The organism is Kluyvera sp. CHPC 1.251 (assembly GCF_036759945.1).
GTDB classification, from domain to species: Bacteria; Pseudomonadota; Gammaproteobacteria; order Enterobacterales; family Enterobacteriaceae; genus Kluyvera; species Kluyvera sichuanensis.
This window is the reverse complement of the sequence record NZ_JAPKIC010000001.1, coordinates 339,744-363,052: the sequence shown is the minus strand read 5'-3', so window position 1 is coordinate 363,052 and position 23,309 is coordinate 339,744. Positions and strand designations below refer to the sequence as shown.

Genomic DNA, 23,309 nt, shown 5'->3' with positions numbered 1-23,309 from the left:
CGTTTAACCCCGAATATCAGCAATAAATTGGTTAAGAACGTGCTCTTTTTCGAGCGAGCGTTCTGCCCAAGCGCGGGCTACCGCGTTGCGTTTTGGCATGCTCAGCGCCTGTTCAATCCCTTCCACCAGTGACGGAACCGATTCAGGCGTAACGCACACCGCGATGCCTGGGTTGTCGAGACAAAGTTGTCCAAGCTCAGTGTCCGCCTCTGCGGTGATCACCGCGTTGCCGCCCACCGCCAGAATATTGGTCAATTTGGATGGCAGTACCGCATCTGCCGCGCCGCGCTTCTGGATAACCAGATGGCAGTCGCCCATCGCCAGCAGGGCGGGTAAATCGTCATAAGACTGCAGCGGCAGAAACTTCACGTTATCCAGCCCGCGTTCGGCGGCCATCTTTTCCAGCCGCGCTTTGCCACCGCCCTGGCCGACAATCACAAACAGCAGCGGCTGCTCGCGGAGCTGTTCAGCGGCGGTAATGACACTTTCCAGCCCCTGTTTTTCGCCAATGTTGCCGGAATAAAGCACTATCCTGCGGTCATCAGGTAGACCCAGTCGCTGACGCAGCGCGATAACCAGCGTTTCAGGCACCTCGCGGAAGCGGGAAACTTCAGACCAATTAGGGAAGAAGATCACCTTCTCCGCCGGAACGCCCTTCTCGCAGGCTTTGTTCATCATCGAACGCGAGATGGTCGAGACGTTGTCGACGTTGTGCAGGCCGCTGCGCTCAAAGGCGCTGGCAAGTTTCGCCACCTTGCCGGACTTGCCTTTACCGGCCATGCCGAGCCCTAACATCGCGTCAACTTCATAATCCTGAATATGCAGCAGCGTGCGCGCCCCGGAGAGTTTGCCTAACAGGCGCATGCCCGGCGTGCAAAACAGGGTCGGCACCACGCCGATAATGCGATCCGGCTTCCAGCGTCGCTGGGCCATCAGCGGGAAGAAGCTGCTGAGCGCAAAGCTGCCAAGATGCAGCAGACGCTTGAGCGTCGAGGGCTGCTTCGGTACGTACAGCGGGCAGCGCCACACGGTGGCCTCGCCCTCTTCCCGGCGATAGCGCCAGCTGGAGTAGTTCACGCCAACCTGCCACTGTGGGTAGTACGGCGGTGCGGTAATCACCCGCACCTCGTGGCCCTGACGCGCCATCCACTCCACCATTTCGCCGGTGTATTTACCGATGCCGGTCAGTTCAGGTGAGTAGTTAATGCCATACACCAGAATCTTCATAAGCCCGGTACCTCGGCCATTTTGTCGACCCGGAAGTAGGCGCGGCTGTTTTCATGGACGTTATCCGCCGCCAGCAGCGCCTTAGGGCTCATCCAGCGATAGTCGTTATGCTGAGCTTCCGGAAGCGTGAGCGCGTTGGCGTCCACCTGCAGGCGGAACCCCAGTACGATGTAGTGAGTTGAGAAGTCCGCCCCCGAGAAGTTGTCGTCATAAAAATGCTGCCAGACCCCGTAGAAGCGGCCCGCCGTCATCGGCAGGCTTAGCCCCAGTTCCGCCTGGGTGAGGCGAGCAAACGCCTCGGCCAGCGGTTCATCTTTCTGTACCCGTCCGCCGGGGACAAACCAGTATCCCTGCGCCGGACGGTTGGTGCGTTTACCCAGCAGAAACTCACCCTGCGCGTTCTCCACGATCAGGTCGATGGAAATCAGCGGCGTAGACTGCACTACGGTGGCAAACGCCTCCTCGCTCAGAAACATGCGTTACCCCCGGAAGCGGTGCTGGTTTTCGAGGAACCACTGGTAGGTGCTGGCAAGCCCAGCCTCCAGTGAAATCTCGTGATACCAGCCGAGTTGATGCAGACGCGATACGTCGAGCAGCTTGCGCGGCGTCCCATCAGGCTTGGTGGCGTCAAACACCACGCGGCCTTTGAAGCCCACCACTTTCGCCAGCGTCTGCGCCAGCTCACGGATGGTGCAGTCAACGCCGGTGCCGACGTTAATATGCGACAGCATCGGCTGGGTATTTTCGAGCCACACGCTGCGGTCCAGCTCCATCACGTGGATGCTGGCAGCCGCCATATCATCGACGTGAAGAAACTCGCGCATCGGCGTACCGCTGCCCCACACCACAACGTCAGCATCGTTCTTCTGTACCGCCTCGTGGAAGCGGCGCAGCAGTGCCGGGATCACGTGGGAGTTGCTCGGGTGGAAGTTATCGTTCGGCCCGTACAGGTTGGTCGGCATCACCGAGCGATAGTCGCGGTTGTGCTGACGGTTGTAGGATTCGCACAGCTTGATGCCGGCGATTTTAGCAATCGCGTACGGCTCATTGGTGGCTTCCAGCGTGCCCTGCAGCAGCTCGCTTTCGTGCATCGGCTGGTTGGCCATTTTCGGGTAAATGCAGGATGAACCGAGGAACAGCAGCTTGTTCACGTTGTGCGTATGCGCCGCGTGAATGATGTTGCTTTCAATCATCATGTTTTCGTAGATGAAGTCTGCCGGGAAGGTGTTGTTAGCGACAATACCGCCCACCTTCGCCGCCGCCAGATACACCTGAGTGATATTTTCGCGGGCGAAGAAGTCATGCACCTCGCGGCTGTCCAGCAGGTTAAGCTCATCGCGGCTGCGCAGAACCAGATCCACGTCGCCGCGCTGCTCAAGCTGTCGGACGATGGCAGAGCCCACCATTCCCCGGTGGCCCGCCACAAAAATGCGTTCTCTGGTCATGCTTAAGACTCCAGCGCGATCGCCACTTCGTAACCGTGGGATTTCAGCAGGGAATGTTTTTTCGCCGCTTCAAGGTCTTTGGCGACCATTTCAGAGACCATCTCCTGCAGAGTGATTTCCGGTTTCCAGCCCAGTTTTTCATGCGCTTTGGTTGGGTCGCCCAGCAGGGTTTCCACTTCAGCCGGACGGAAGTAGCGTGGGTCAACGGCAACCATCACATCACCCGGCTTGACGCCCGGCGCATCGTGACCGGTCACGGAGACCACAATCCCCTTCTCTTCTACGCCTTTGCCTTCAAAGCGCAGTTTGATGCCGAGCTGTGCTGCCGCCATTTCAACAAACTGGCGCACGGAATACTGCACGCCGGTGGCGATAACGAAATCTTCCGGCTGTTCCTGCTGCAGCATCATCCACTGCATTTTGACGTAGTCTTTGGCATGGCCCCAGTCACGCAGGGAGTCCATGTTGCCGAGGTACAGGCACTTCTCCAGCCCCTGAGCAATGTTGGCAATCGCGCGGGTGATTTTGCGGGTCACGAAGGTTTCGCCGCGGCGCGGGGATTCGTGGTTGAACAGGATGCCGTTACAGGCGTACATGCCGTAGGATTCACGGTAGTTGACGGTGATCCAGTAAGCATAAAGTTTGGCAACAGCATACGGAGATCGCGGATAGAACGGCGTGGTCTCTTTCTGCGGGATCTCTTGCACCAGGCCGTACAGTTCAGAGGTAGACGCCTGATAGAAACGGGTTTTCTTCTCCAGCCCCAGGAAGCGAATGGCTTCCAGCAGGCGCAGCGTCCCCATCGCATCCACGTCGGCGGTATATTCCGGGGATTCAAACGACACGGCCACGTGGCTCATCGCGCCGAGGTTGTACACTTCATCCGGCTGCACTTCCTGCAGAATACGCGTCAGGTTGGAGCTGTCGGTCAAATCGCCATAGTGCAGGTGAAATTTCGGGTTGCTGCTGTGCGGATCCTGGTAGATGTGATCGACACGTTCGGTGTTAAAGGAGGAAGCACGACGTTTGATCCCGTGAACTTCATACCCTTTTTCCAGCAGCAATTCCGCCAGATAAGAACCATCCTGCCCGGTAACGCCGGTAATGAGAGCGACTTTCGACATAATAAATTTCCTTCGTTAATTAGGATGTTGTGGTAATGCTGCGGGGTTTCCCCTCACCCCGACCCTCTCCCCTCGGGGGAGAGGGTTAGGGTGAGGGGCCAAGCCTCAACTTTCCCGCGCCCGCACCACTGCGGCGGGATTGCCACGGCAAATCACATTTGCCGGTAGCGATTTAAAAATGCTGCTTCGTGCACCCACGATGGTGCCGTCGCCAATCGTGACGCCGGGAGCTACGAAAACATCCGTTGCCAGCCAGCATTTTTCACCGACCACAATTGGCGTGGCATTAATATCAAAATGCGCGCTCTGATAATCGTGGCTGCCGGTGCATAAATAACATTTCTGCGAGACGACTGAATTTGCCCCAAGGGTAATATCGCCGAGGGTATATAACACGGCGTCATCCCCGACCCAGGCATAATCACCGATGGTTAATTTCCACGGATAGGTGATTTTTACCGAAGGGCGAATCACTACGTTTTTTCCTATTTTTGCGCCAAACAAGCGTAATAAAAATACGCGCCAGCGATAGAGTATCTGCGGGGACCAGGCAAATAATGTCGCCTGCACCGCCCACCAGATTTGAACTTTAATGCCCCCGGCACCGCGAAAACCTCTGGGCACCGTAAAGCCAGATAATTCCTGCATCCTGTTTCCTTATGCTTTGTGATATAAGGCTTTGGTTTTTCCGGTCGTCCGCAGGCGTAATAAATAAGATAATTCTGTCAGCACGGCAGGCATGCGCAATATTTCTCGCTGTACCTTTTTGGCATCCTGGCACAATTGCAGATTATTCGTGGTTGACACGCCGCCCATTGAAAATTCAGAGACCAAACCTTTAATTCGCTTAAAGGCATAGCCTGATTTATACATTCTGGCGGCCAATGCATAATCTGACGACACACGATACTGCACATCATATGGATAATTTCTCAACCCACGCAGCGGGAAAAATATAGCCTGATGGCTCGCTGGCAGGCTGTGGTAAATATACCAGCCCTGCTTCGCATTTCGGCGAATCTGGGTACCATCACCGAAGTCGAGCATCGCATCACCGAGATACATGGCATCATCGCTTTTACCGCGAAGCTGGCGGACAAACTGCGAGACGTCCGGGTGAAAGCTGTCGCCGGAGTTGAGGAACAAAACGAACTTGCCCTGCGCCATGCGAATGCCTTTATTCATCGCGTCATACAGCCCTTTATCCGGCTCACTGACGTAGCGTAACTGGTACTGTCCATTACGTTTTTCGAGAAATTCCGCGGTGCCATCTTCTGAGCCGCCGTCCACCACAATCCACTCAAAAGCGAGACTGGGATCGTTCGCCAGATGGGCCAGCGAACGCCAGGTTTTCATCACGCCTTCAACGTTGCGAAACGCCACGGTCACCACACTTAACAACATGTTCCACCTCATCTGCTGTCGGCAATATTCAGCGCTTTACGCAGAATAAAGGGACACACAATTAAAAATGCATATTCCGGGCTAAATATCGAACCGGTAAAAAATAGTGATACCGGAGTAAAGAGATACAGCTGCACGGCGAAATTGCGATTATTCCCAAAAGCGTTAACGAACATTTTAAAAACGTAATACAGGTAGCCGATTGTTAATATCACGGCAAACCAGGAAAAATAGATCATTAACAGATACAGACCATTGTCTATGGTTTTACCAACATCCGCACCGTTAAATATTCCGAATGATGCAACATATTCATAAAGAGAACCAAAACGCACTACCCCATCAACACTGGTTAATGAATAACCGACCATCACCAGTGGACCAATAATACGGTAATACGATGAAGACCCTTCCGTCCCCAGATCGCCAACACGTTCTGCAATATAGGGGCCAGCAAATATCAACCCAACAAAAAACGCGCCTAAAGAAATAATTGCCAACGGTAATTTCTTTTGGATTGCCTCTTTGTTTAGATACTGAAACGCCCACTCCAGCAGATAAAACAGGATAAATGTCATTACCCCGGAGAACGATCCTGAAAGAATTATCCCTGCGAGAATCATAGCATCAGATTTTGGGGTTTTGATACCAAACTGTTTGATGCAAAGCCAAATTGAGATTAATGCCAGAGCGAAGAATGCCGGTTCGAAATAGAGCGCCGTAGTGCGCTTCCCGCCAAATTTGATAAAGTTCAGTACATAGCTATTACTGTAAATAAGATATTTCGAAATCATCTCAATCAGGCTACTGCTGCCGGAGAGAATAATTTGCACCATTTCAAGGGCCGCCAGCATCACCACGATGCCGATAACCACGTAAAAGAAGCGCAGGAGCTTACGGTGGTTATGCGGTGAAATGGTTCTAAAACGAATGCTCCAGACCATACCAATGATGATAACGATGTAGACAAACAGCATCGTTGAGGTGACGTATTTGCTCGGGTCCAGCGACTGGCCGAATACATAGTTGAACAGCGTTAACCCCACGCCAAGCCCGAGGGCAATCATCAGTTTTTTCAGGTTAATGCGTTCAACAAACAGCAGCAGCAGCAGCGGGAGGAAGGTCACAATGGTGATGGGGAAGCTCTCGCCGAGCTGCGCCAGCTTCACGTTAACCAGCAGATAGATTAACGGCAGCAGCAGATAGCTACAGACTCTGATAGAACGAGACATATTCCTCCAGCATCTGTTGTCCACTATAGGCCTTACGGCTGCGGGCGCTGAATGCGCCGAGCGTAGTGCCAAACACCGCTTCAGCAATCTCCGCTTTTGGCAGTTGCACCAGCGAAAGCACCGCGCTTTCGTCAACCGTATGGCCGCCGGATTTTTCCAGCACCTCTTTTGCCGCCTCGCTGTGGGTGGCAATGACCGGCACGCCAATGGAGAGCGCTTCGCAGAGGATCAGCGGGTAGTTATCAACGCGGGAGCTAAACAGCAGCGCATCGAGCGGGTTGAGTTCGCTCATCAGCTGGCGCTTGTCGGTGAGAAAACCGTGGTTCACCACGTTCGCACCTTCAAACGGTGAAAACTTACCGAAGGTATGAATTTCCACCTTATCCCCGAGCGCCATGATGTCGCGCACCAGGCGCTGGTTGGTTTTACCGTCGTAGCGCAGGTCGTGGGCGACGACGGCAATTTTCGGCCGCGGCGCGGTTTCCGTCATTGGCTTCAGCTCCGCCAGAATCGCTTCGGTGGCAACATCAATGCCGTTGTTGATAATCAGGCAGCGTCCTGGGCCGTAAAGGCTATTAAACGCTTCGGCCACGTGCTGACTCGGGGAGATAAACTGGCAGCCTAGCGCAAGCATACGGCGGAAGAGATGACGTTTTTCCTCCACCTGCTGATGCGCACGATCCACCTTAACCGGCGGATAGTTGTCGAGCGTCGGGCACTTCAGACAGCCGTTTTTCCAGCCGTCGCAGCCGTCGAGAAACGCGCAGCGCCCGGTCACGCTCCAGTGGTCGTGCAGCGTCCAGACCAGCGTGACGTCCGTTTTGTGCGCCTTAATGCGCTCGCAGAAATCAATAATCTCCGCCAGGTTCAACCAGTAGCTGTGCATTACGTGAAAATGCAGCACCACCGGCCCCTCGGTACGGGTCACCTGACGATAAAGGTTATTCAGGTTGCCAAACAGGTCGCGGTTAAACAGGCGAAACAGCGCCAGGTTTGCTATCGACGTCAGACGCGCGGTCTGTTTTACCACCTGCGGATAACGCTCGTGGCTGACGCTCTTTTTGCCGCCCTTACCGTAGCCGTAGACGAACTGCGAGGACAGCCCCTGACGCAGCGCACGCTGATGCAGGTCCAGCGCCACGCCCGCCGCGCCACCTTCAGCAAGACGCACGTTAAATTGCAGAATATTCATTTAATTACCTTCACTCGTGCCTTTTCGCCCACCACCAGCGCATGGTCGGGAATATCGTCCAGCACCACGCTACCCGCGCCGATAGTCACCTGATTGCCAATGGTGATGCCACCGATGATGACTACGTTGGCACCCAGTTCCACGCCGTTACCCAACGTCGGGCAGGCCAGGCTATTCGGGCCGCGGTTGCCGAGCGTTACGCCGTGGCGAATGGTTAAGTCATCCCCCGCCACAACGTTTTTATTGATCACCACTGCATAGCCGTGGTGAATGGTGAAGCGTCGGCCAATGGTCGCCGCCGCCTGAATTTCATAGCCAAAGACGCATTCGGTGATGAGGCGATAAAGCACCAGAATTGGTGCGGCCCACAGATTGTTGAGCACGTTTTTCTTACGCCACACCGAGCAGAAATGGGCAATGCGATAAGCGGTGACCATGCAGCACGGGCGCAGGCTCCAGCTATTGGCGCGTAAATCTTCCAGCAGCATTATTTACTCCGTAATCCATCAACCCAGCGCTTGCCGTTACGCACCGACAGCAGCGTCAGAAACGTCCTCCAGGTCATTCGCTTATTGCGAATCTGGTACAGGGTGAACAGTTGGTACTTCTTACTGGCACGGTCAAACTTCTCTTTATGCTTGCGATAGAAGCTGAAGTAGCCGGAGAATTTTTTCGGCGAGGAGGTTATCTGCATCTCCCCGTGGTTGATGTGCAGGATTTGCGTCGCCGCCTCAATTTTCCACGGTTCGCCGTAGGCCATCACCATTCGCAGAAAGATGTCGTAGTCCTGTGCCGCTTTCAGTTCGGTATCGAACAGACACTCTTTAAAGCGCCACGCCCAGCTAAATACCTGGTTGCCAATGATGTTGCGCTTATAGAACAGCTCACGAGAGAACGGTGATTTCGGGTACAGCGGCAGGCTTGCCGGCTGCGAATAGACCTCCCCTTCGCAGACGTAGTCGTTGGCGTAGAGAAACGCATGGTTGGTGAGCTGCTGTTGGTCCGCCAGAAAGGTCGAGAGCCGGGTTGGTGTCCACTCATCGTCGTCGTCAATGCCGGTAATAAACTGGCCTTTGGCCTGTAAAATTGCCTGGTTGCGCACCGCGCAGGCGCCGGAATTAAAATCGTTGTGGGTGTACTGCACGCGGCTATCGTTCAGCTCGGCAATGTACTGCTGGAGCTGCTCGAAGCTGCTGGAACAGTCATCGACGATAATCATTTCCCAATGGGGATAGTCCTGGCGCAGAACCGACTTGATGGCGCGAATCGCCAGCTGCTGTCGGTTCCAGGTCGGCATATAGATGGAGATCAACGGGTAGTCTGCTGTCATGAGATATCCCTGAATAGGCAATTAAGCGGTTATTCCCCTCACCCCAGCCCTCTCCCCAAAGGGGCGAGGGAGAAAACCGGACGATCCCCTCTCCCCTATGGGGAGAGGGTTAGGATGAGGGGGAAAATGCTATTTCGAATCCGACTGATACTCGTACTCGTAGTAGCCGTAATCCTGATAACCGGTGGCACGGCGGAAGATAGAGTTGAGAATCACCCCTTTCACCGCGATGCCGTTCTGCTCAAAGCGGCTCAGACTGGTCTCCACTTCTTTGAGCGTATTGACCGCGTAGCGCGTCACCATCAGCGTGGTGCCCGCATGACGGCCCACAATCGCAGCATCGGTGACGGCGAGAATTGGTGGGGTATCTATCAGCACCAGGTCGTAGTTCGCGCTACCCCATTTCAGCAGTTCGCTAAAACGCTCCCCCATCAGCAGTTCTGACGGGTTCGGTGGGATCTGTCCGCGCGGGACGAGGTCGAAGTTGGCAACCGAGGTTTTCTTCGCGCAGTGCTCAATCGCTGTTTTGCCCACCAGCACGTCCGACAAGCCGTTGTCGTTGGTGGTGCCAAGCAGCTCGTGCGAATAGCCCTTACGCATATCGCAGTCGATCATCAGCACCCGTTTGTTGGTCTGGCTAATCACCGCCGCGAGGTTAGCGCAGACGAAGGTCTTACCGATTGAGGGGCTGACCCCGGTCATCATCAGCACGTTGTTTTGCGCCTGCATCATGGCGAAGTGCAGGCTGGTGCGTAGGCTGCGAATGGCTTCAATGGCGAGATCGGTCGGGTTACCAACCGCCAGCAGCTGGCTCTGCTTGTAGCGTTTCACGCCGTTGACGCTCTTCACGCTATCCCGGGATTTTTGCCATTCAGAGAGCGGGATGCTGGCGTACACGTTAATACCGTGCTCTTCCAGCACCTGCGGGCTTTCGATACCGCGGTTAAACAGTGAGCGCAGCAGCACGCCAACAATCGACAGCATCAGACCGAGAATGATGCTGCCCAGCACAATCAGCGCTTTCTTCGGCTTCACCACGCCCGGCTGGGTAATCGCCGGGTCGACAATACGCACGTCGCCTACGGTGCTGGCTTTGGTGATTTTCAGCTCCTGCTGTTTGTTCAGCAGCTGCATATAGACCTGCTGACCGGACTCCACGTCACGGGTCAAACGCACGATCTCCTGCTGGGTTTTCGGCATCGCGGTCACGCGCTGACTGAGCTTCGCTTTCTCTTCTTCCAGCGCCCGACGTTTTTCCAGCAGCGTGCGGTACGCCGGGTGGATTTTGGTGTAGAGCTTGGAAATTTCCGCCTCACGGAAAGTCAGTTCGTTAAGCTGAGCATCGATGTTCACCATTGAGTCGAGCACCGACTTGGCCTCCAGCGGCAGGTCGACGGAGTCTTTCTGCTGACGATAGGCGTTGAGTTTGTTTTCGGCGATATCAAGCTGGCTGCGCACCTGCGGCAGCTGCACTTCGAGGAACTCCAGACTCTTTGCCGCCTCTTCCGATTTGCGCGCCACGTTCTGCGCCACATAGTTGCGGGCAATGCTGTTGAGGATCTCGCGAATCTGATCTTTATCTTCTCCGACCATGGTCAGCGTCAGCACGCCGGAGTCTTTGCCGTCTTCGGTGACGCTCAGGCTGTTTTGCAGGGTATTGATCATCCCCAGCGTCGAGTATTTGGTGACCGTAAAGCTAGCCCCTTCATCGGCGGCAATCCCGGCAACCATTAGCGACACGCCGCCTTTGTTGACAGGCTCACCCACTTTGCCATCAACGCTGAAACCATTATCGTTGCTAAAACGGAAGGTGGTTGGACTCAGCACATCCAGCGTGAAGGTGCTGTCCGCCATTGCGGCCGGACGTTCGAAGGTGGTGACTTTGACGGTCTGGTTCTGACGCCCCATCAGGCGATCCCACCCTGCGCCCAGGACAGGGAAGGTGTTTTTGCTGACCGCAATATCGAGGTCCAGATCGTCAACGGTTTTGCCCAGCACCAGACGCGAGGTGATCATCTGGATCTCCGCCTCGGAGGCCGGTGGCTTGCTGGTTAAGGCGTTGCTGATATCCTGCACCAACGCGCTTCCCTGATTCTGCTCAATACGCACCAGCGCATCGGCGCTGTAGATAGGCGTGGCGAAGATGGCGTAGACAATCGCGGCGGCGGCGAACAGCGCCGTAATGCCAGCTACCCACCATTTCGCTTCAATAACGGTTCCCACCAGGCGGCCAATATCAATCTCATCGCCGCCCGAGGCCGCCGGGCTTATCTGTTTTACTTTATCAGTCATGGTTATCCCTGCTGCGCTTTCAATGCCTGCGCCCACTGGCTGGCAGACCTGTCGAGTAACTGGTACACCGCTTCAAACGCCTCACGGCTTTTGCGATACGGATCGGGGATCTCACGCTCGTTATCCCAATGGCCAAACAGCATCACCTTGCCGCGCATCTCAGGCGCCATTTCATGCAGGGTGGCAACGTGCCGTCTCTCCATCGCCAGAATCAGGTCGTACTCCCGGCACATGCGCCCGGATATTTGCCGCGCGCAGTGCCCCTCAAGCGAAATGTCATGCACTGCCGCAACGCTAACGGCGCGTTCATCCGCCGTTTTTCCCACCAGCGCTCCCAGCCCCGCCGAGTCAACGGTGATCGCCGGAAGATGACGGCGTAACAGACGCTCTGCCGTAGGGGAACGGCAGATGTTCCCCACGCATACCACAAGAATTTTGTTAAACATGACGGTTACCAGGTGTGAATGTCTTTTGCCGTGTCGGTCATGTAGCGAACGCCACTGATGGTCGGCAACAGTTGGTTGATCAGACGGTTCCAACGGGCAACCGGTGCGGTAGTCACGTAAACCACGTCGTAAGGCTGCAGGACAAAGTTGGTTGCCATCACCAGCGAGGTCGCATCGGACATATCCAGCTGGTAGACGTTGGCCATCTTGCCGTTGTTGCCCTCTTTGGTTGGGCGAATCACGAAGATGCCGCTGGCGTCCGAGGTCGTCAGGTCGATACCTTCCGCCTGGCCGAGCGCCTCGGTCAGCGTCATGCCGCTGAAGTCCATTTTGAGCGTGCTCTGTTTCTTCACTTCGCCCATCACGAACACTTTCAGATCGTCGTTGCGCGGTACGAACAGAATATCGCCTGGATAAAGCAGTCGGTTCTGGCTCAGGTCACCGTTCTGCATCAGCGCCTGCACGGAGATACGCTGCTCACGCCCATCGTGCGTCAGCACCACGTTGCGCCAGTCCGCCAGTTCACCCAGCCCGCCGGCAGCATTAATCGCATCCAGCACGGTTAACGGCACGTTGGTAATGGCCTGCTGACCGGATTTGTTTACCTGACCGGAGACGTAGACTTTCTGCGAGCGGAAGGCGGCGACGTTGACGTCAACCTGCGGGTCAGTGATATAGGCCGCCAGACGCTGGGTGATAGTCTGGCGGATTTCCGCCAGCGTGCGCCCTTTAACCTGCACTTTACCGATGTAGGGATAGAAGATGGTGCCATCAGGCTGAACCCAGTTGCCGGTGTCGCTCGAACTACGATACTGCCCCGCCGGAGTCGTCAATTCCGGGTGGTCCCAGACGGTGACGTTCAGCACATCGCCCGACCCCACGCGGTACTGGTAATTGCTTAACTCCTGATCCAGCGACATGTTGGGCTGCGCGACGTTAGGACGCGGGCGTAATTGCTCAATCAGTCGCGGGGTCAGCGGATAAACATTCACCATTCGGCCAATGTCATAATCAGCATCCTGCTGCTTAATCACATCTTTTCCGTAGGTAGACATATTGCTGCCGGGAAGTATGGTGCAACCACTCATCAAGGTTACCGACACCAATAATGGCATCAATTTTAGTTTGGATTTCATCATTGATTATTTATCACTTTGGCAGAAAATTATCCTGTGCGAATTAAATTAATCCGTACCATTTGATTACCCTTACATCCACCATGCATTTAATTACTGGTGAATATAACTGGCATATATCCGAAAAAAGTTTGGATTCATCCGCAGGCTATTGACAGAATAATCGAGGCTTCGCTTCACGCCTTCGGGCACGCTACCGCCCTTGGCTCATAGCTACCAATTCACCTAAAAATCATGTTGTTATATGGAATCTAACCACACTAAAAATAAGAATGGAGAATATTCCTGGATATATAATGCAGAGACTTTCATTCCCGCATGACTATTTCATGACGTACATCAATAGCTATTCCATTCAGTACCGGGAGAATTGTTGCAGCTAAGCGAATAGCAGGCAAGGTTAGCCCCGCTTAAAAAATAATTTTAAGAATAAGATTAAGATCAATACCGTATGACTTTTTAGGATTTTCTTTATGTTGACAGATTAAATTATGCATCATCGGAAAATATATCTTCAATAATAAATACAGGGGCATTTTTCGCTATTATTTCCTGTTGTACATTGATTTTTTGCCGCGAGAAATCGCAGCCAGACGTTGCAATTTGCCGTCGCTTTATCCATGATCAATTCGTCATATAACATAAGGTTTTAACCAACGTATGGAATGGATTGCCGATCCGTCTATTTGGGCGGGACTCGTGACGCTGGTCGTCATCGAGCTGGTTCTCGGAATTGATAATCTGGTGTTTATCGCCATCCTCGCCGAAAAACTGCCGCCAGCCCAACGCGACCGCGCGCGCGTCACCGGGCTGATTCTGGCGATGCTGATGCGTCTGCTGCTGCTGGCCTCTATCTCGTGGCTGGTCACGTTAACCAAACCGCTGTTCAGCGTCCGCGACTTCACCTTTAGCGCCCGCGACTTGATTATGCTGGTCGGTGGCTTCTTCTTACTGTTTAAAGCCACGGTAGAGCTTAACGAGCGGCTGGAGGGGAAAGATAGCGATAACCCAACGCAGCGCCGCGGCGCGCGTTTCTGGGGCGTTGTCGCGCAAATCGTGGTGCTGGATGCGGTCTTCTCCCTTGACTCGGTGATCACCGCCGTCGGCATGGTCGACCACCTGGCGGTAATGATGGCAGCGGTCATTATTGCTATCAGCCTGATGCTGATGGCCAGCCGGGCGCTGACCCGCTTTGTGAATAGCCACCCGACGATTGTTATACTGTGTCTGAGCTTCCTGCTGATGATTGGCTTTAGTCTGGTGGCGGAAGGTTTCGGCCTCGTCATACCAAAAGGCTATCTGTACGCCGCCATCGGTTTCTCGGTGATGATCGAGTTCTTAAACCAGCTGGCTATCTTTAACCGTCGCCGCTTCCTTACCGCCAACCAATCGCTGCGTAGCCGCACCACCGAAGCGGTAATGCGTCTGCTGAGCGGTCAAAAGGAGGATGCCGAGCTTGATGCGGGTACCGCCTCGCTGTTGGTAGACCAGAGCGATCAGCAGATCTTCGATCCGCAGGAGCGGCGGATGATTGAGCGCGTGCTGAACCTCAACCAGCGTACCGTGAGCAGCATCATGACCTCGCGTCATGATATTGAGCACATCGACCTGAGCGCGCCGGAAAGCGAAGTGCGCGCGCTGCTGGAGAAAAACCAGCACACCCGTCTGGTGGTTACCGGCGGCGATGATGAAGAAGATTTACTCGGCGTAGTCCACGTCATCGACCTACTGCAACAATCGCTACGCGGCGAGCCACTGGATCTACGTGTCTTAATCCGCCAGCCGCTGGTGTTCCCGGAAGCGCTGCCGCTGCTGTCAGCGCTGGAGCAGTTCCGTAACGCCCGTACCCACTTCGCCTTTGTGGTGGATGAATTTGGTTCGGTTGAGGGGATTGTGACGCTCAGTGACGTCACGGAAACCATCGCCGGCAACCTGCCTAACGAAGCGGAAGAGATTGATGCCCGCCACGACATTCAGAAAAATGCCGACGGTACCTGGACCGCTAACGGGCATATGCCGCTGGAAGATTTAGTGCAGTACATTCCGCTGCCGCTGGACGAGAAGCGCGAGTATCACACCATCGCCGGTCTGCTGATGGAGCACCTGCAGCGTATTCCGAAAGCCGGTGAGGAAGTGCAGATTGGCCCGTGGACGCTCAAGACCCTGCAGGTTGAGAGCCACCGGGTACAAAAAGTGCAGATTATCCCGCCGCCGAAGGATGATGAGTGGGATTACGAAGTGTAGTAAGGAACTGAGTGCACAAGTTGTAGCCCGGCCAAGCGAAACGCCGCCGGGTTTTGTATTACAGGCCCAATAAGACAGACCTGCACACATTGCCGGATGGCGGCTATCGCCTTATCCGGCCTACTTATTCAACAACTTCTGCACGTCTTTGCCGGACTGGGTGTTTTTATTGCGCTCGGCCCAATCATTCAGCCGACGCTTCGCTTCGTTTTGCAACTGACGACGCAGGATCTGATCAACCTGCAGACTGTAATTCAGCTCTGACCATTTGCCGTAAACCCGCAGTGGAATCGCAGTGCGCTTAAGCATATCCACCAGCTTGCCCTGGCCCTGCCATCCATCGGTCACCTGAATAGCGAACTGCATATCACCCTCTTCTTTCACCAGATCCAGCGCGCCTTTGCCGGTTAATGACATCAGCGATGACGAGCCGTTCATGTTGTCGAGGGTCAGGATGCCGCTGTCAAGATCGATATCGGCGGTGAGCTTATCGAGGCGCGTCGCGCTGTCGTTATTTTCCTGAGCACGTACGTCGGAGCTGCGTTCAACCGCCTGCTGCACCAGTTGCTGGAAGTTGAGTCCCTCGGTACGGGTATCCTTCATCTCAATGGATGCTTGCCCCTGCCAGTCGCGACGGAAATGGTTGGCATCCACCACCGAGCCGGAGAAATCTCCCGCCAGCGACATTTTTCCGGCCATGTCTATCGGGTAGTTAAAGGCTTTCAGCAGACTGCCTATCTCGATGTTATCGATCTTCGGCTGGAACTCAGCTTGCGGTGCACCGTTACGAGCGTCTATCGTCCCCGGCAACGAGAGCATCCCACCGTCGAGTTTTCCTTCCAGTTGGGCGATGTGCAGCAAACCGCGCTGGTTATCAGCCTGAATCCGCACGTCAGTAAACGGCATCTCACGCCAAATCACCTGCTTTGCCGTCATCGCCAGCGTGCCGTCAAAGCTGTTCAGCCCGCTGTACGGCACCACCTTTACACCATTGGCAATAATCGGACGCGGCTGTTTTGGCGTCGCCTGCGCTTTTTGGACGTCACCGCCGCCGCTCGGCAGAATATCCGAATGCAGCAGCAGGTTATCAAGATTGAGCTTATCGGACTGCAGATCCAGCGCCCAGAGCGGGTAATCGCCGAGGACTACGCTGCCGGAGCCGGTCAATGAACTGTCGTTCGCGGTCATGTTCAGGGCGCTAAAGCTGAGCTTCTTCGCCTCTTCCTGCCAGCTGGCGTTCAGGCTGCCGTTACCACTGATGCCCTGTGCGGGAAGGTCTGCGCCCTGAAGCTGCCAGCTAAGCTGCGACAGCTGCGCATCCAGGCGATGCGGGTAGTCTCCTGCCTGAACCTGAGCGGAGAAACTGAGGGTTAAATCGCGCTGGTCGCGGTTAAGACGACCGGAGAAATCGACTTCTGCCTGATGGTTGGCATCCTGCTCCATCTGCAGACGAATATCGCGCACCGTCACCTGCTCGTCATCTTCATGCTGGAAGACCAGCACGCTATCCACCACCTGCAGTGCCGCAATATCAAAGGACCAGCCGCTATTGCCCGGTTCCTGTGGTAGCGATGTGCCTTTTGGGGCCACCGGGGCGTTTTGCGCGCGTTCAGCTTCGGTTTGCGGCGTCAGCTGAATCACCGCGCCTTTGAGCATCACCTGCTTCACCTGAAGCTGATGCGAAAGCAGCGGCATCAGTGCCACATCAAGGCGCATATTGTCCGCCCGCACCAGCGGCGCACTGGCCCCTGGCGCGGTTAAGGTCATACGACCTGCGAGGATGCTCAGGCGCGGCCAGACGTGCCAGCGCAACGAGCCATCAAGCTGGAGCTGATAACCGCTACGTGCTTCAACCTGTTTCACCATATAGCTGCGGAAATCGTTGGGATTCACCAGCAGCACCAGCGATGACAGTCCAGCGACCAGCACCACCAGCAGGATCATCAGCGTCGTCAATATTCGTCTCATGGCACCCTCATCAGGTTCGCGGCGGGTCAGTCTTTATCAATACGACTGGCGACCGCACCCTGCTGATCGCGATATTTCGCATCTTCGCGACGGTTGTACGGGCGATCGGCCGGGCCAGACAGTGGCTCAAAGCTCAGCGCGCCGATTAACATCCCCGGACGCAGCGCCAGCGGCAGTTTGCCTGAATTGTAGAACTCCAGCACGATACAGCCGGACCAGCCTGGATCGATACGGTGGGCGGTCACGTGTACCATCAGCCCCAGACGCGCCAGTGAAGAGCGCCCGTCGAGCCAGCCGACCAGATCCGCCGGCAACGTCACTGACTCCAGCGTCACCGCCAGCGCCAGTTCTCCCGGATGCAGATAGAAAGCATCGCCCTCAGGCAGCACAATCTCTTCGCTCATGACGCGATCCAGCGCCGCGCTGACTTCCGCCTTCGGCCCGCTTAAATCAATATAGGCCGCCGTATGACCGCTGAAGGTACGAAATTTGTTACCTAAACGCACGTCAACCGTCGCGCCGTTGATACGCTCAATCGGCGGACGCGGGTTAATCGACAGTCGGCCGTCATCCAGCCAGGCTTCTATGTCTCGGTCGCACAGACGCATATCACTCTCCTTTATGTACTACCTGCCCTCTTCCGACATGGTTGAGGGCTATTAATGCACGTTACACAATTCGCGTGAGTTATTCAAAAAACTGGCTAATTTTCGCTTTCAGAATGTCGATAGCGATGCGGTTTTTACCCCCACGCGGCACGATGATGTCGGCGTACTGCTTGGACGGCTCGATAAACTGCAGGAACATTGGACGCACGGTTTTCTGATACTGAGCCATCACGGAGTCCATTGAACGTCCGCGCTCGTTAACGTCACGCTTGATACGACGCATCAGGCAAATATCCAGCGGGGTATCAACGAAGATAGAGAAATTCATCTCTTCACGCAGGCGCGCATCCGTCAGCAGCAGGATCCCTTCAAGGATGATCACTTTTTTCGGTTCGATGTGGATCGTTTCCTGAGTACGGGTGTGCTCGACGTAACTGTAAACCGGCAGTTCGATGGCGGTGCCGCGCTTTAAGGTCTGCAAATGCTGGAACAGCAGACTGTGGTCCATCGCGTTAGGATGGTCGTAATTGGTTTTTACCCGATCTTCCATGGACAGGTGACTTTGGTCTTTGTAATAGCTATCTTCAGGGATAACACCGATATGCTCATCACCAACCTGCTCGCGTAATTCACGATACAGCGTACTAGCAATAAGACTTTTACCTGAAGCCGATGCGCCGGCGATGCCTACAATGACGCACTGATGAGACTTATCAGTCATAAATTTTGCGACCCGATTAACCTGGATGATAGGAAGGACGGCACGGACAGACAATATTATTCAAGAGGTGAAGTTCTGAATAATCAGGTGTACCAGCGCCAAACGCGGCAATTATAGGGATTTCATAGCGACGATACCAGTCGTATGCATCGATCGGCGGCGACAATCGGTGAAACGCTGTCGAAGCGCATTCCGTCGCAAGTCGTTATTCACGAAGTAAATATTACACTTGTGATCAATTGCCGATTATTGTCAATAAGTGTCACCGATCTGATAAAAGGCACGTAAGTTAGTGCATAATCAGCGGTAATGTCAGCAAGGCCGGAGTGTGTCGTTCCGGATAATCGTGGTAATGAAGAAAGAAAAACAGTACATCCCCATCTCCCTGACCTCACCGTTTCGTACGGCGCAACTCCTGTTCGGCCTCGGGTTCCTGACGTTCCTGTTCACGCTCTACTCCTTCGCACTGATGCATCAGCCAAGCGACCTTTCGCCGGTCTGGTTCCCGACGGCGGTCATGATGGCGGGATTCTATCGTTTTAGGCACAGCCTCTGGCCCGGTATTGGCCTGGCAGGCGCGCTGGGCATTATCGCCGCGACAAGTCTGTACTCCCCATCGGCGGTGACGCTCACTTACCCGGCGATTAACATTCTGGAGGCGCTGGTCGGTGGACTCCTGCTGCGCCGCTGGCTGGTGCTCGATAACCCGTTGCAAAACCTGGTGGACTGGACCCGCATGGCAATCGCCTGCGCGCTGGTGCCAGCGTTGCTGGGCGGCATTCTGGTCGCCAGCCTCTCTCCCGGTGCGAATGCGCTGAAAACGCTGATAGTCTGGGTGCTTGCCGAAGCCACCGGTGCGCTGGCAGTGCTACCGATTGGCCTGCTGCTGAAAGCGAGATTCGTCACGCGCTATCAGAATACCGCGCTGCTGGTCTCTACGCTGCTGACCGCCGTGCTTACCCTGACGCTAAGCATAACGTCGATGCTCTATCTGCCGTGGCCGTTCACCTTCATCATGGTGCTGCTGATGTGGAGCGCCGTGCGCCTGCCGCGCTTAGAAGCCTTTATTATTTCCCTGCTGACCATTATGGTGGTGTTGATGCTGACCTCACTGCACCCGCTGGTTCAGCACATGATTGAGAACACCCTCAACAGCTATCGCCTGCACAATATGCCGGGGCTGCCGTTCCTGATGGTGCTGCTACCGACCAGTGTGATGAGCATCGCCATGTATGCTGTGCATAACGAACGCCGACATATTGCTGAGAGCGAAACCCGGTTCCGTAACGCGATGGAGTATTCCGCCATCGGCATGGCGCTGGTCGATACTTACGGGCAGTGGCTGCAGGTCAACAAAGCGCTGAGCGCCTTCCTTGGCTACAGCCAGGACGAGCTTCACCGAATGACCTTCCAGCAGGTGACCTGGCCGGAAGATTTAGCCACCGATCTGGCTCAACTCGATCGGCTGAATCGCGGGGAAGTTGACAGCTACTCGCTGGAGAAACGCTACTGCACTAAGCAGGGAGAAGTCGTTTGGGCGCTCCTTGCCGTCTCGGTCGTACGCAATAACGACGGCACGCCGCTCTATTTTATTAAGCAGGTCGAAGACATCAACTCGCTGAAAAAAAGCCGCGAAGCGAATAAAGCGCTGATGGCGGAGCTAACCCAGGCCAATGAGGCGCTATTCCAGGAAAAAGAGCGCCTGCATATCACCCTCGACTCCATTCATGATGCGGTGATCAGCACCGACAATAAGCAAAACATTATTTTCATGAATCCGGTCGCTGAAAAAATGTGCGGCTGGAAGCAGTCAGAAGCGCAGGGCAAGCCATTGCTTACCGTGTTACGTATTACCGAGGGGCCAGGTGGAGAGATACTGGAGGCCCTCAGCGCGCAGGCGGGCCCCGAAAGCGACGCCGAGTACGACAACAGTTTGAAAAACCGTTATGGCGACAGCTTTGACATCCACTACAGCATGACGCCGCTAAAAACCCTTGAGGGGGAGCATATCGGCTTCGTATTGGTCATTCAGGACGTTACCGAATCGCGCAAGCTGCTACGCCAGCTTAGCTACAGCGCGACCCACGATGCGTTGACCGGGCTGCCAAATCGCTCAAGCTTTGAAAGCCAGCTCAAAGGGCTCTTGAAAGCGCTGCCGGGTAGCCACCAGTCGCACGCGCTGATTATGCTCGACCTTGATTTCTTTAAGGCGGTCAACGACAGCGCGGGGCATGCGGCAGGTGATGCGCTACTGCACGAAATCGCCTCGTTGATGCGCTCAATGCTGCGCCCCAGCGATATTCTGGCGCGCCTCGGCGGCGATGAGTTCGGCTTTATTCTGCGCCATTGCTCCACCGAGCAGGCGTTGAATGCCACTGAGCGCGTCGTCGAGGCGATTAATCACTACGAATTTATCTGGGCAGGCCGCCTGCACCGGGTGGGCGCCAGCGCCGGGTTAACGCTGATACATGAGCACAACGCTAAACTGGCGGAACTGCTGGTACAGGCCGATGCCGCCTGCTACGAGTCCAAAAACAACGGACGCGGTAGAGTCACGGTCTACACGCCGGTGATTCATGCCGGCGACCAGTCGTCCGTATGCCAGATATGCAATAACGCGTAGGAGCGCCAGGGCTGCCAGCGCTCGGCGTAAACGCGAATTTGCGCGGGCGTCATTCCCGGGAAACGCTGTTTGATCAGATAATCATCCGGCAGAAAAATGTCCTTCGCCTGCCAGGCGCGCAGCGCGAAGTAGTTTGCCGTCCAGCGGCCAATGCCGGGAAACTGCTGTAGCGTTTTTAGCGCCTGGGGAACATCCGCAGGTAGCATCGACGGCAGCTCGCCGTTGACCGTTGCCTGAGCGAAATAGATAAGCGCCTCCGCGCGCTTTAGCGGCATTCCCAGCGCTTTCAGCGCCAGCGGGTCGCCCGCAGCCAGACGCTCGGCGGTAGGAAACAGGAAAAATCCCTCCTCTTCGTCCAGCGGCTCACCATAGAGTGCCACCACGCTGCCGGTCAGCTTTGCGGCCATTTTCACACTCACGAGCTGGCCGAGAATCGCCCTTATCCCCTGTTCAAATGGCTCAAGCGCTCCCGGCAGGCGCAGCCCCGGTCTGGCGGCGGCAAGGTCTCCCAGCGCATGCTGAATCTGCTGCGGGCAGCAACGCAGATCCAGCAGCTTTTCTACACCGGCCAGCGCCCGGTCGGCAACCGGTAAAAGCCCGGCGGAGAGCGTGATGCAAAGACGATTGTGCACCGCGTCCGGCGTCATGGTGATCAGCCCGTGATGTTCGCCACAGCGCCAACTGCGGGTGTAGCTACCGTCGTCAAAACGTTCAATGCCGCTGACGGCACGCGCCTGCAAAAAGCCAAACATCCATTGCCAGTCGTATGGCGGTAACCACGGCAGTTCAAACATCATTGCTCCTTAAGCACATAGCGATAAACCGAACGTAATAGCATAGCGGGTTATCACGTCAGTGACCTTGCTTTCATATTCCAGTTGCCGCCTTCGCGACATTCCGCTAAAGTCGCCCCCCTTTCTTCACTGGCATGGGGATAATTGTCGTGTTTATTGGTTTTGACTACGGGACGGCGAACTGTTCTATCGCCGTGATGCAGGATGGCGCACCGCGCATGCTGACGATGGAAAACGGCAGTACGCTGCTGCCCTCAATGCTCGCGGCGCCAACGCGCGAAGCGGTAAGCGAGTGGCTGTATCGCCATCATCAGGTGCCTGCCACCGGCGATGAAGCGCAGGCGCTGCTGCGTCGCGCGATGAACTTCAACCGCGAAGAAGATATCGATGTGCTGAGCAATAGCGTGCAGTTTGGCCTCGCGTCACTCAAGCAATACATCGCCGACCCGGAAGAGGTCTATTTTGTTAAATCGCCGAAATCGTTCCTTGGCGCCAGCGGCCTGAAGCCGCAGCAGGTGGCCGTGTTCGAAGACCTGGTCTGCTCAATGATGCTGCATATTCGCCAGCAGGCGCAGTCGCAGCTCACGGATAACCTCGACCAGGCTGTGATCGGCCGCCCGATTAACTTCCAGGGCCTCGGTGGCGACGACGCTAACGCCCAGGCGGTCGGCATCCTCGAACGTGCGGCAAAGCGCGCGGGCTTTCGTGAGGTGGTGTTCCAGTATGAACCGGTTGCCGCGGGACTCGATTTCGAAGCGACGCTGAGTGAAGAAAAACGCGTACTAGTCGTCGATATCGGCGGCGGGACCACCGACTGCTCGGTGCTGCTGATGGGGCCGCAGTGGCACACCCGTCACGACCGTGAACAGAGCCTGCTTGGCCACAGCGGTTGCCGCGTCGGCGGTAACGATCTGGACATTGCGCTGGCCTTCAAGAGCCTGATGCCGCTGCTCGGCATGGGCGGCGACACCGAAAAAGGCATCGCCCTGCCGATTCTGCCGTGGTGGAACGCGGTGGCTATCAACGACGTTCCGGCACAAACCGATTTCTACAGCGCGGCCAACGGCCGACTGCTGCGCGACCTGGCACGCGATGCTCGCGACGCCGAGAAAGTCGCCTTGCTGTATAAGGTCTGGCAGCAGCGCCTGAGCTACCGTCTGGTACGCAGCGCCGAAGAGAGCAAAATCGCGCTGTCCGAAGCCGCACAGATTGACACCTCGCTGCCGTTTATCAGCGACGAACTGGCTACCGCCATCAGCCAGGATGGGCTGGAAGCGGCGCTGAATCAGCCGCTGACGCGCATCCTTGAGCAGGTGCAGCTGGCGCTGGAAAACAGCAACGAAAAGCCGGATGTCATCTACTTAACCGGCGGCAGTGCACGCTCACCGCTGATTAAGAAAGCGCTGGCCCAACAGCTTCCCGGCATTCCGATTGCCGGCGGCGACGATTTTGGCTCGGTGACCGCCGGTCTGGCCCGCTGGGCGCAGGTGGTTTTCGCCTGATATATCGTCGTTGACTTCGCT

The 23,309-nt window shown here is 55.6% G+C and carries 20 protein-coding genes; 3 read left to right on the top strand and 17 right to left on the bottom strand.

What is annotated here, in order from left to right:
• Positions 1-3: 3 nt before the first annotated feature.
• The 13 genes from wcaI to V6940_RS01525 all read right to left on the bottom strand — a co-directional run bounded on the left by wcaI (position 4) and on the right by V6940_RS01525 (position 12,831).
• On the bottom strand, positions 4-1,227 hold the full coding sequence (gene wcaI / locus V6940_RS01585) for a colanic acid biosynthesis fucosyltransferase WcaI (RefSeq protein WP_333494586.1): 1,224 nt from the start codon (positions 1,225-1,227) through the stop codon (positions 4-6).
• Positions 1,224-1,703: a GDP-mannose mannosyl hydrolase gene (locus V6940_RS01580; protein WP_333494585.1), complete on the bottom strand. Its 480-nt coding sequence runs from the start codon at positions 1,701-1,703 to the stop codon at positions 1,224-1,226. The genes wcaI and V6940_RS01580 overlap by 4 nt, the downstream gene beginning before the upstream one ends.
• 3 nt (positions 1,704-1,706) lie before the next feature.
• Complete coding sequence (fcl, locus tag V6940_RS01575; RefSeq protein WP_333494584.1) at positions 1,707-2,672, bottom strand: GDP-L-fucose synthase; 966 nt, start codon at positions 2,670-2,672, stop codon at positions 1,707-1,709.
• A gap of 2 nt (positions 2,673-2,674) precedes the next feature.
• Entirely contained in the window at positions 2,675-3,796 is a 1,122-nt protein-coding gene (gmd, locus tag V6940_RS01570; protein ID WP_333494583.1) for a GDP-mannose 4,6-dehydratase, read from the bottom strand.
• 105 nt (positions 3,797-3,901) lie between these two features.
• Positions 3,902-4,444, bottom strand: coding sequence for a colanic acid biosynthesis acetyltransferase WcaF (gene wcaF / locus V6940_RS01565; protein ID WP_333494582.1), 543 nt, complete (start codon positions 4,442-4,444; stop codon positions 3,902-3,904).
• 9 nt (positions 4,445-4,453) lie between these two features.
• Positions 4,454-5,200: a colanic acid biosynthesis glycosyltransferase WcaE gene (gene wcaE / locus V6940_RS01560; protein WP_333494581.1), complete on the bottom strand. Its 747-nt coding sequence runs from the start codon at positions 5,198-5,200 to the stop codon at positions 4,454-4,456.
• Positions 5,201-5,208: 8 nt separating this feature from the next.
• Entirely contained in the window at positions 5,209-6,432 is a 1,224-nt protein-coding gene (gene wcaD / locus V6940_RS01555; protein ID WP_333494987.1) for a colanic acid polymerase WcaD, read from the bottom strand.
• The gene (wcaC, locus tag V6940_RS01550) at positions 6,407-7,624 is read right to left on the bottom strand and encodes a colanic acid biosynthesis glycosyltransferase WcaC (RefSeq protein WP_333494580.1); all 1,218 of its coding nucleotides are present in this window, start codon (positions 7,622-7,624) and stop codon (positions 6,407-6,409) included. Before wcaC ends, wcaD begins: the two co-directional genes overlap by 26 nt.
• Positions 7,621-8,109, bottom strand: a complete 489-nt coding sequence (gene wcaB / locus V6940_RS01545) for a colanic acid biosynthesis acetyltransferase WcaB (protein WP_333494986.1) — start codon at positions 8,107-8,109, stop codon at positions 7,621-7,623. Before wcaB ends, wcaC begins: the two co-directional genes overlap by 4 nt.
• A 2-nt stretch (positions 8,110-8,111) precedes the next feature.
• Positions 8,112-8,954, bottom strand: a complete 843-nt coding sequence (gene wcaA / locus V6940_RS01540; RefSeq protein ID WP_333494579.1) for a colanic acid biosynthesis glycosyltransferase WcaA — start codon at positions 8,952-8,954, stop codon at positions 8,112-8,114.
• A gap of 129 nt (positions 8,955-9,083) precedes the next feature.
• Positions 9,084-11,246: a tyrosine-protein kinase Wzc gene (gene wzc / locus V6940_RS01535; RefSeq protein ID WP_333494578.1), complete on the bottom strand. Its 2,163-nt coding sequence runs from the start codon at positions 11,244-11,246 to the stop codon at positions 9,084-9,086.
• A 2-nt stretch (positions 11,247-11,248) separates the two neighbouring features.
• The gene (wzb, locus tag V6940_RS01530) at positions 11,249-11,692 is read right to left on the bottom strand and encodes a low molecular weight protein-tyrosine-phosphatase Wzb (protein ID WP_333494577.1); all 444 of its coding nucleotides are present in this window, start codon (positions 11,690-11,692) and stop codon (positions 11,249-11,251) included.
• A gap of 5 nt (positions 11,693-11,697) precedes the next feature.
• A complete protein-coding gene (locus V6940_RS01525; protein ID WP_185666978.1) occupies positions 11,698-12,831 on the bottom strand; it encodes a polysaccharide export protein in 1,134 nt (377 codons plus the stop codon).
• A 657-nt stretch (positions 12,832-13,488) separates the two neighbouring features.
• Here V6940_RS01525 and V6940_RS01520 point away from each other — a divergent pair.
• Positions 13,489-15,072, top strand: coding sequence for a TerC family protein (locus tag V6940_RS01520; protein ID WP_333494576.1), 1,584 nt, complete (start codon positions 13,489-13,491; stop codon positions 15,070-15,072).
• A gap of 120 nt (positions 15,073-15,192) precedes the next feature.
• On the opposite strand, the gene asmA is transcribed toward V6940_RS01520, so the two are convergent.
• The 3 genes from asmA to udk all read right to left on the bottom strand — a co-directional run bounded on the left by asmA (position 15,193) and on the right by udk (position 18,369).
• A complete protein-coding gene (gene asmA, locus V6940_RS01515) occupies positions 15,193-17,040 on the bottom strand; it encodes an outer membrane assembly protein AsmA (protein WP_333494575.1) in 1,848 nt (615 codons plus the stop codon).
• Positions 17,041-17,066: 26 nt separating this feature from the next.
• A complete protein-coding gene (gene dcd, locus V6940_RS01510; RefSeq protein ID WP_185666975.1) occupies positions 17,067-17,648 on the bottom strand; it encodes a dCTP deaminase in 582 nt (193 codons plus the stop codon).
• 79 nt (positions 17,649-17,727) lie between these two features.
• Positions 17,728-18,369, bottom strand: coding sequence for a uridine kinase (gene udk, locus V6940_RS01505; RefSeq protein WP_185666974.1), 642 nt, complete (start codon positions 18,367-18,369; stop codon positions 17,728-17,730).
• A gap of 352 nt (positions 18,370-18,721) precedes the next feature.
• Between udk and V6940_RS01500 the strand changes: the two genes are divergently transcribed.
• Positions 18,722-20,992: a diguanylate cyclase domain-containing protein gene (locus tag V6940_RS01500; protein WP_333494574.1), complete on the top strand. Its 2,271-nt coding sequence runs from the start codon at positions 18,722-18,724 to the stop codon at positions 20,990-20,992.
• On the opposite strand, the gene alkA is transcribed toward V6940_RS01500, so the two are convergent.
• Positions 20,944-21,786, bottom strand: coding sequence for a DNA-3-methyladenine glycosylase 2 (gene alkA / locus V6940_RS01495; RefSeq protein ID WP_333494573.1), 843 nt, complete (start codon positions 21,784-21,786; stop codon positions 20,944-20,946). The genes V6940_RS01500 and alkA overlap by 49 nt on opposite strands.
• 149 nt (positions 21,787-21,935) lie before the next feature.
• On the opposite strand from alkA, the gene yegD reads away from it, so the two are divergent.
• Positions 21,936-23,288 carry a molecular chaperone gene (gene yegD, locus V6940_RS01490; protein WP_333494572.1) on the top strand — a complete coding sequence of 451 codons (1,353 nt, stop codon included), beginning with the start codon at positions 21,936-21,938 and terminating at the stop codon, positions 23,286-23,288.
• Positions 23,289-23,309: the final 21 nt, after the last annotated feature.

Excerpts from the sequence above, each read along its gene's own strand:
- wcaI (WP_333494586.1), bottom strand. The coding sequence starts at position 1,227 with ATGAAGATTCTGGTGTATGGCATTAACTACTCACCTGAACTGACCGGC.
- V6940_RS01580 (WP_333494585.1), bottom strand. The coding sequence starts at position 1,703 with ATGTTTCTGAGCGAGGAGGCGTTTGCCACCGTAGTGCAGTCTACGCCG.
- fcl (WP_333494584.1), bottom strand. The coding sequence starts at position 2,672 with ATGACCAGAGAACGCATTTTTGTGGCGGGCCACCGGGGAATGGTGGGC.
- gmd (WP_333494583.1), bottom strand. The coding sequence starts at position 3,796 with ATGTCGAAAGTCGCTCTCATTACCGGCGTTACCGGGCAGGATGGTTCT.
- wcaF (WP_333494582.1), bottom strand. The coding sequence starts at position 4,444 with ATGCAGGAATTATCTGGCTTTACGGTGCCCAGAGGTTTTCGCGGTGCC.
- wcaE (WP_333494581.1), bottom strand. The coding sequence starts at position 5,200 with ATGTTGTTAAGTGTGGTGACCGTGGCGTTTCGCAACGTTGAAGGCGTG.
- wcaD (WP_333494987.1), bottom strand. The coding sequence starts at position 6,432 with ATGTCTCGTTCTATCAGAGTCTGTAGCTATCTGCTGCTGCCGTTAATC.
- wcaC (WP_333494580.1), bottom strand. The coding sequence starts at position 7,624 with ATGAATATTCTGCAATTTAACGTGCGTCTTGCTGAAGGTGGCGCGGCG.
- wcaA (WP_333494579.1), bottom strand. The coding sequence starts at position 8,954 with ATGACAGCAGACTACCCGTTGATCTCCATCTATATGCCGACCTGGAAC.
- wzc (WP_333494578.1), bottom strand. The coding sequence starts at position 11,246 with ATGACTGATAAAGTAAAACAGATAAGCCCGGCGGCCTCGGGCGGCGAT.
- wzb (WP_333494577.1), bottom strand. The coding sequence starts at position 11,692 with ATGTTTAACAAAATTCTTGTGGTATGCGTGGGGAACATCTGCCGTTCC.
- V6940_RS01525 (WP_185666978.1), bottom strand. The coding sequence starts at position 12,831 with ATGATGAAATCCAAACTAAAATTGATGCCATTATTGGTGTCGGTAACC.
- V6940_RS01520 (WP_333494576.1), top strand. The coding sequence starts at position 13,489 with ATGGAATGGATTGCCGATCCGTCTATTTGGGCGGGACTCGTGACGCTG.
- asmA (WP_333494575.1), bottom strand. The coding sequence starts at position 17,040 with ATGAGACGAATATTGACGACGCTGATGATCCTGCTGGTGGTGCTGGTC.
- dcd (WP_185666975.1), bottom strand. The coding sequence starts at position 17,648 with ATGCGTCTGTGCGACCGAGACATAGAAGCCTGGCTGGATGACGGCCGA.
- udk (WP_185666974.1), bottom strand. The coding sequence starts at position 18,369 with ATGACTGATAAGTCTCATCAGTGCGTCATTGTAGGCATCGCCGGCGCA.
- V6940_RS01500 (WP_333494574.1), top strand. The coding sequence starts at position 18,722 with ATGAAGAAAGAAAAACAGTACATCCCCATCTCCCTGACCTCACCGTTT.
- alkA (WP_333494573.1), bottom strand. The coding sequence starts at position 21,786 with ATGTTTGAACTGCCGTGGTTACCGCCATACGACTGGCAATGGATGTTT.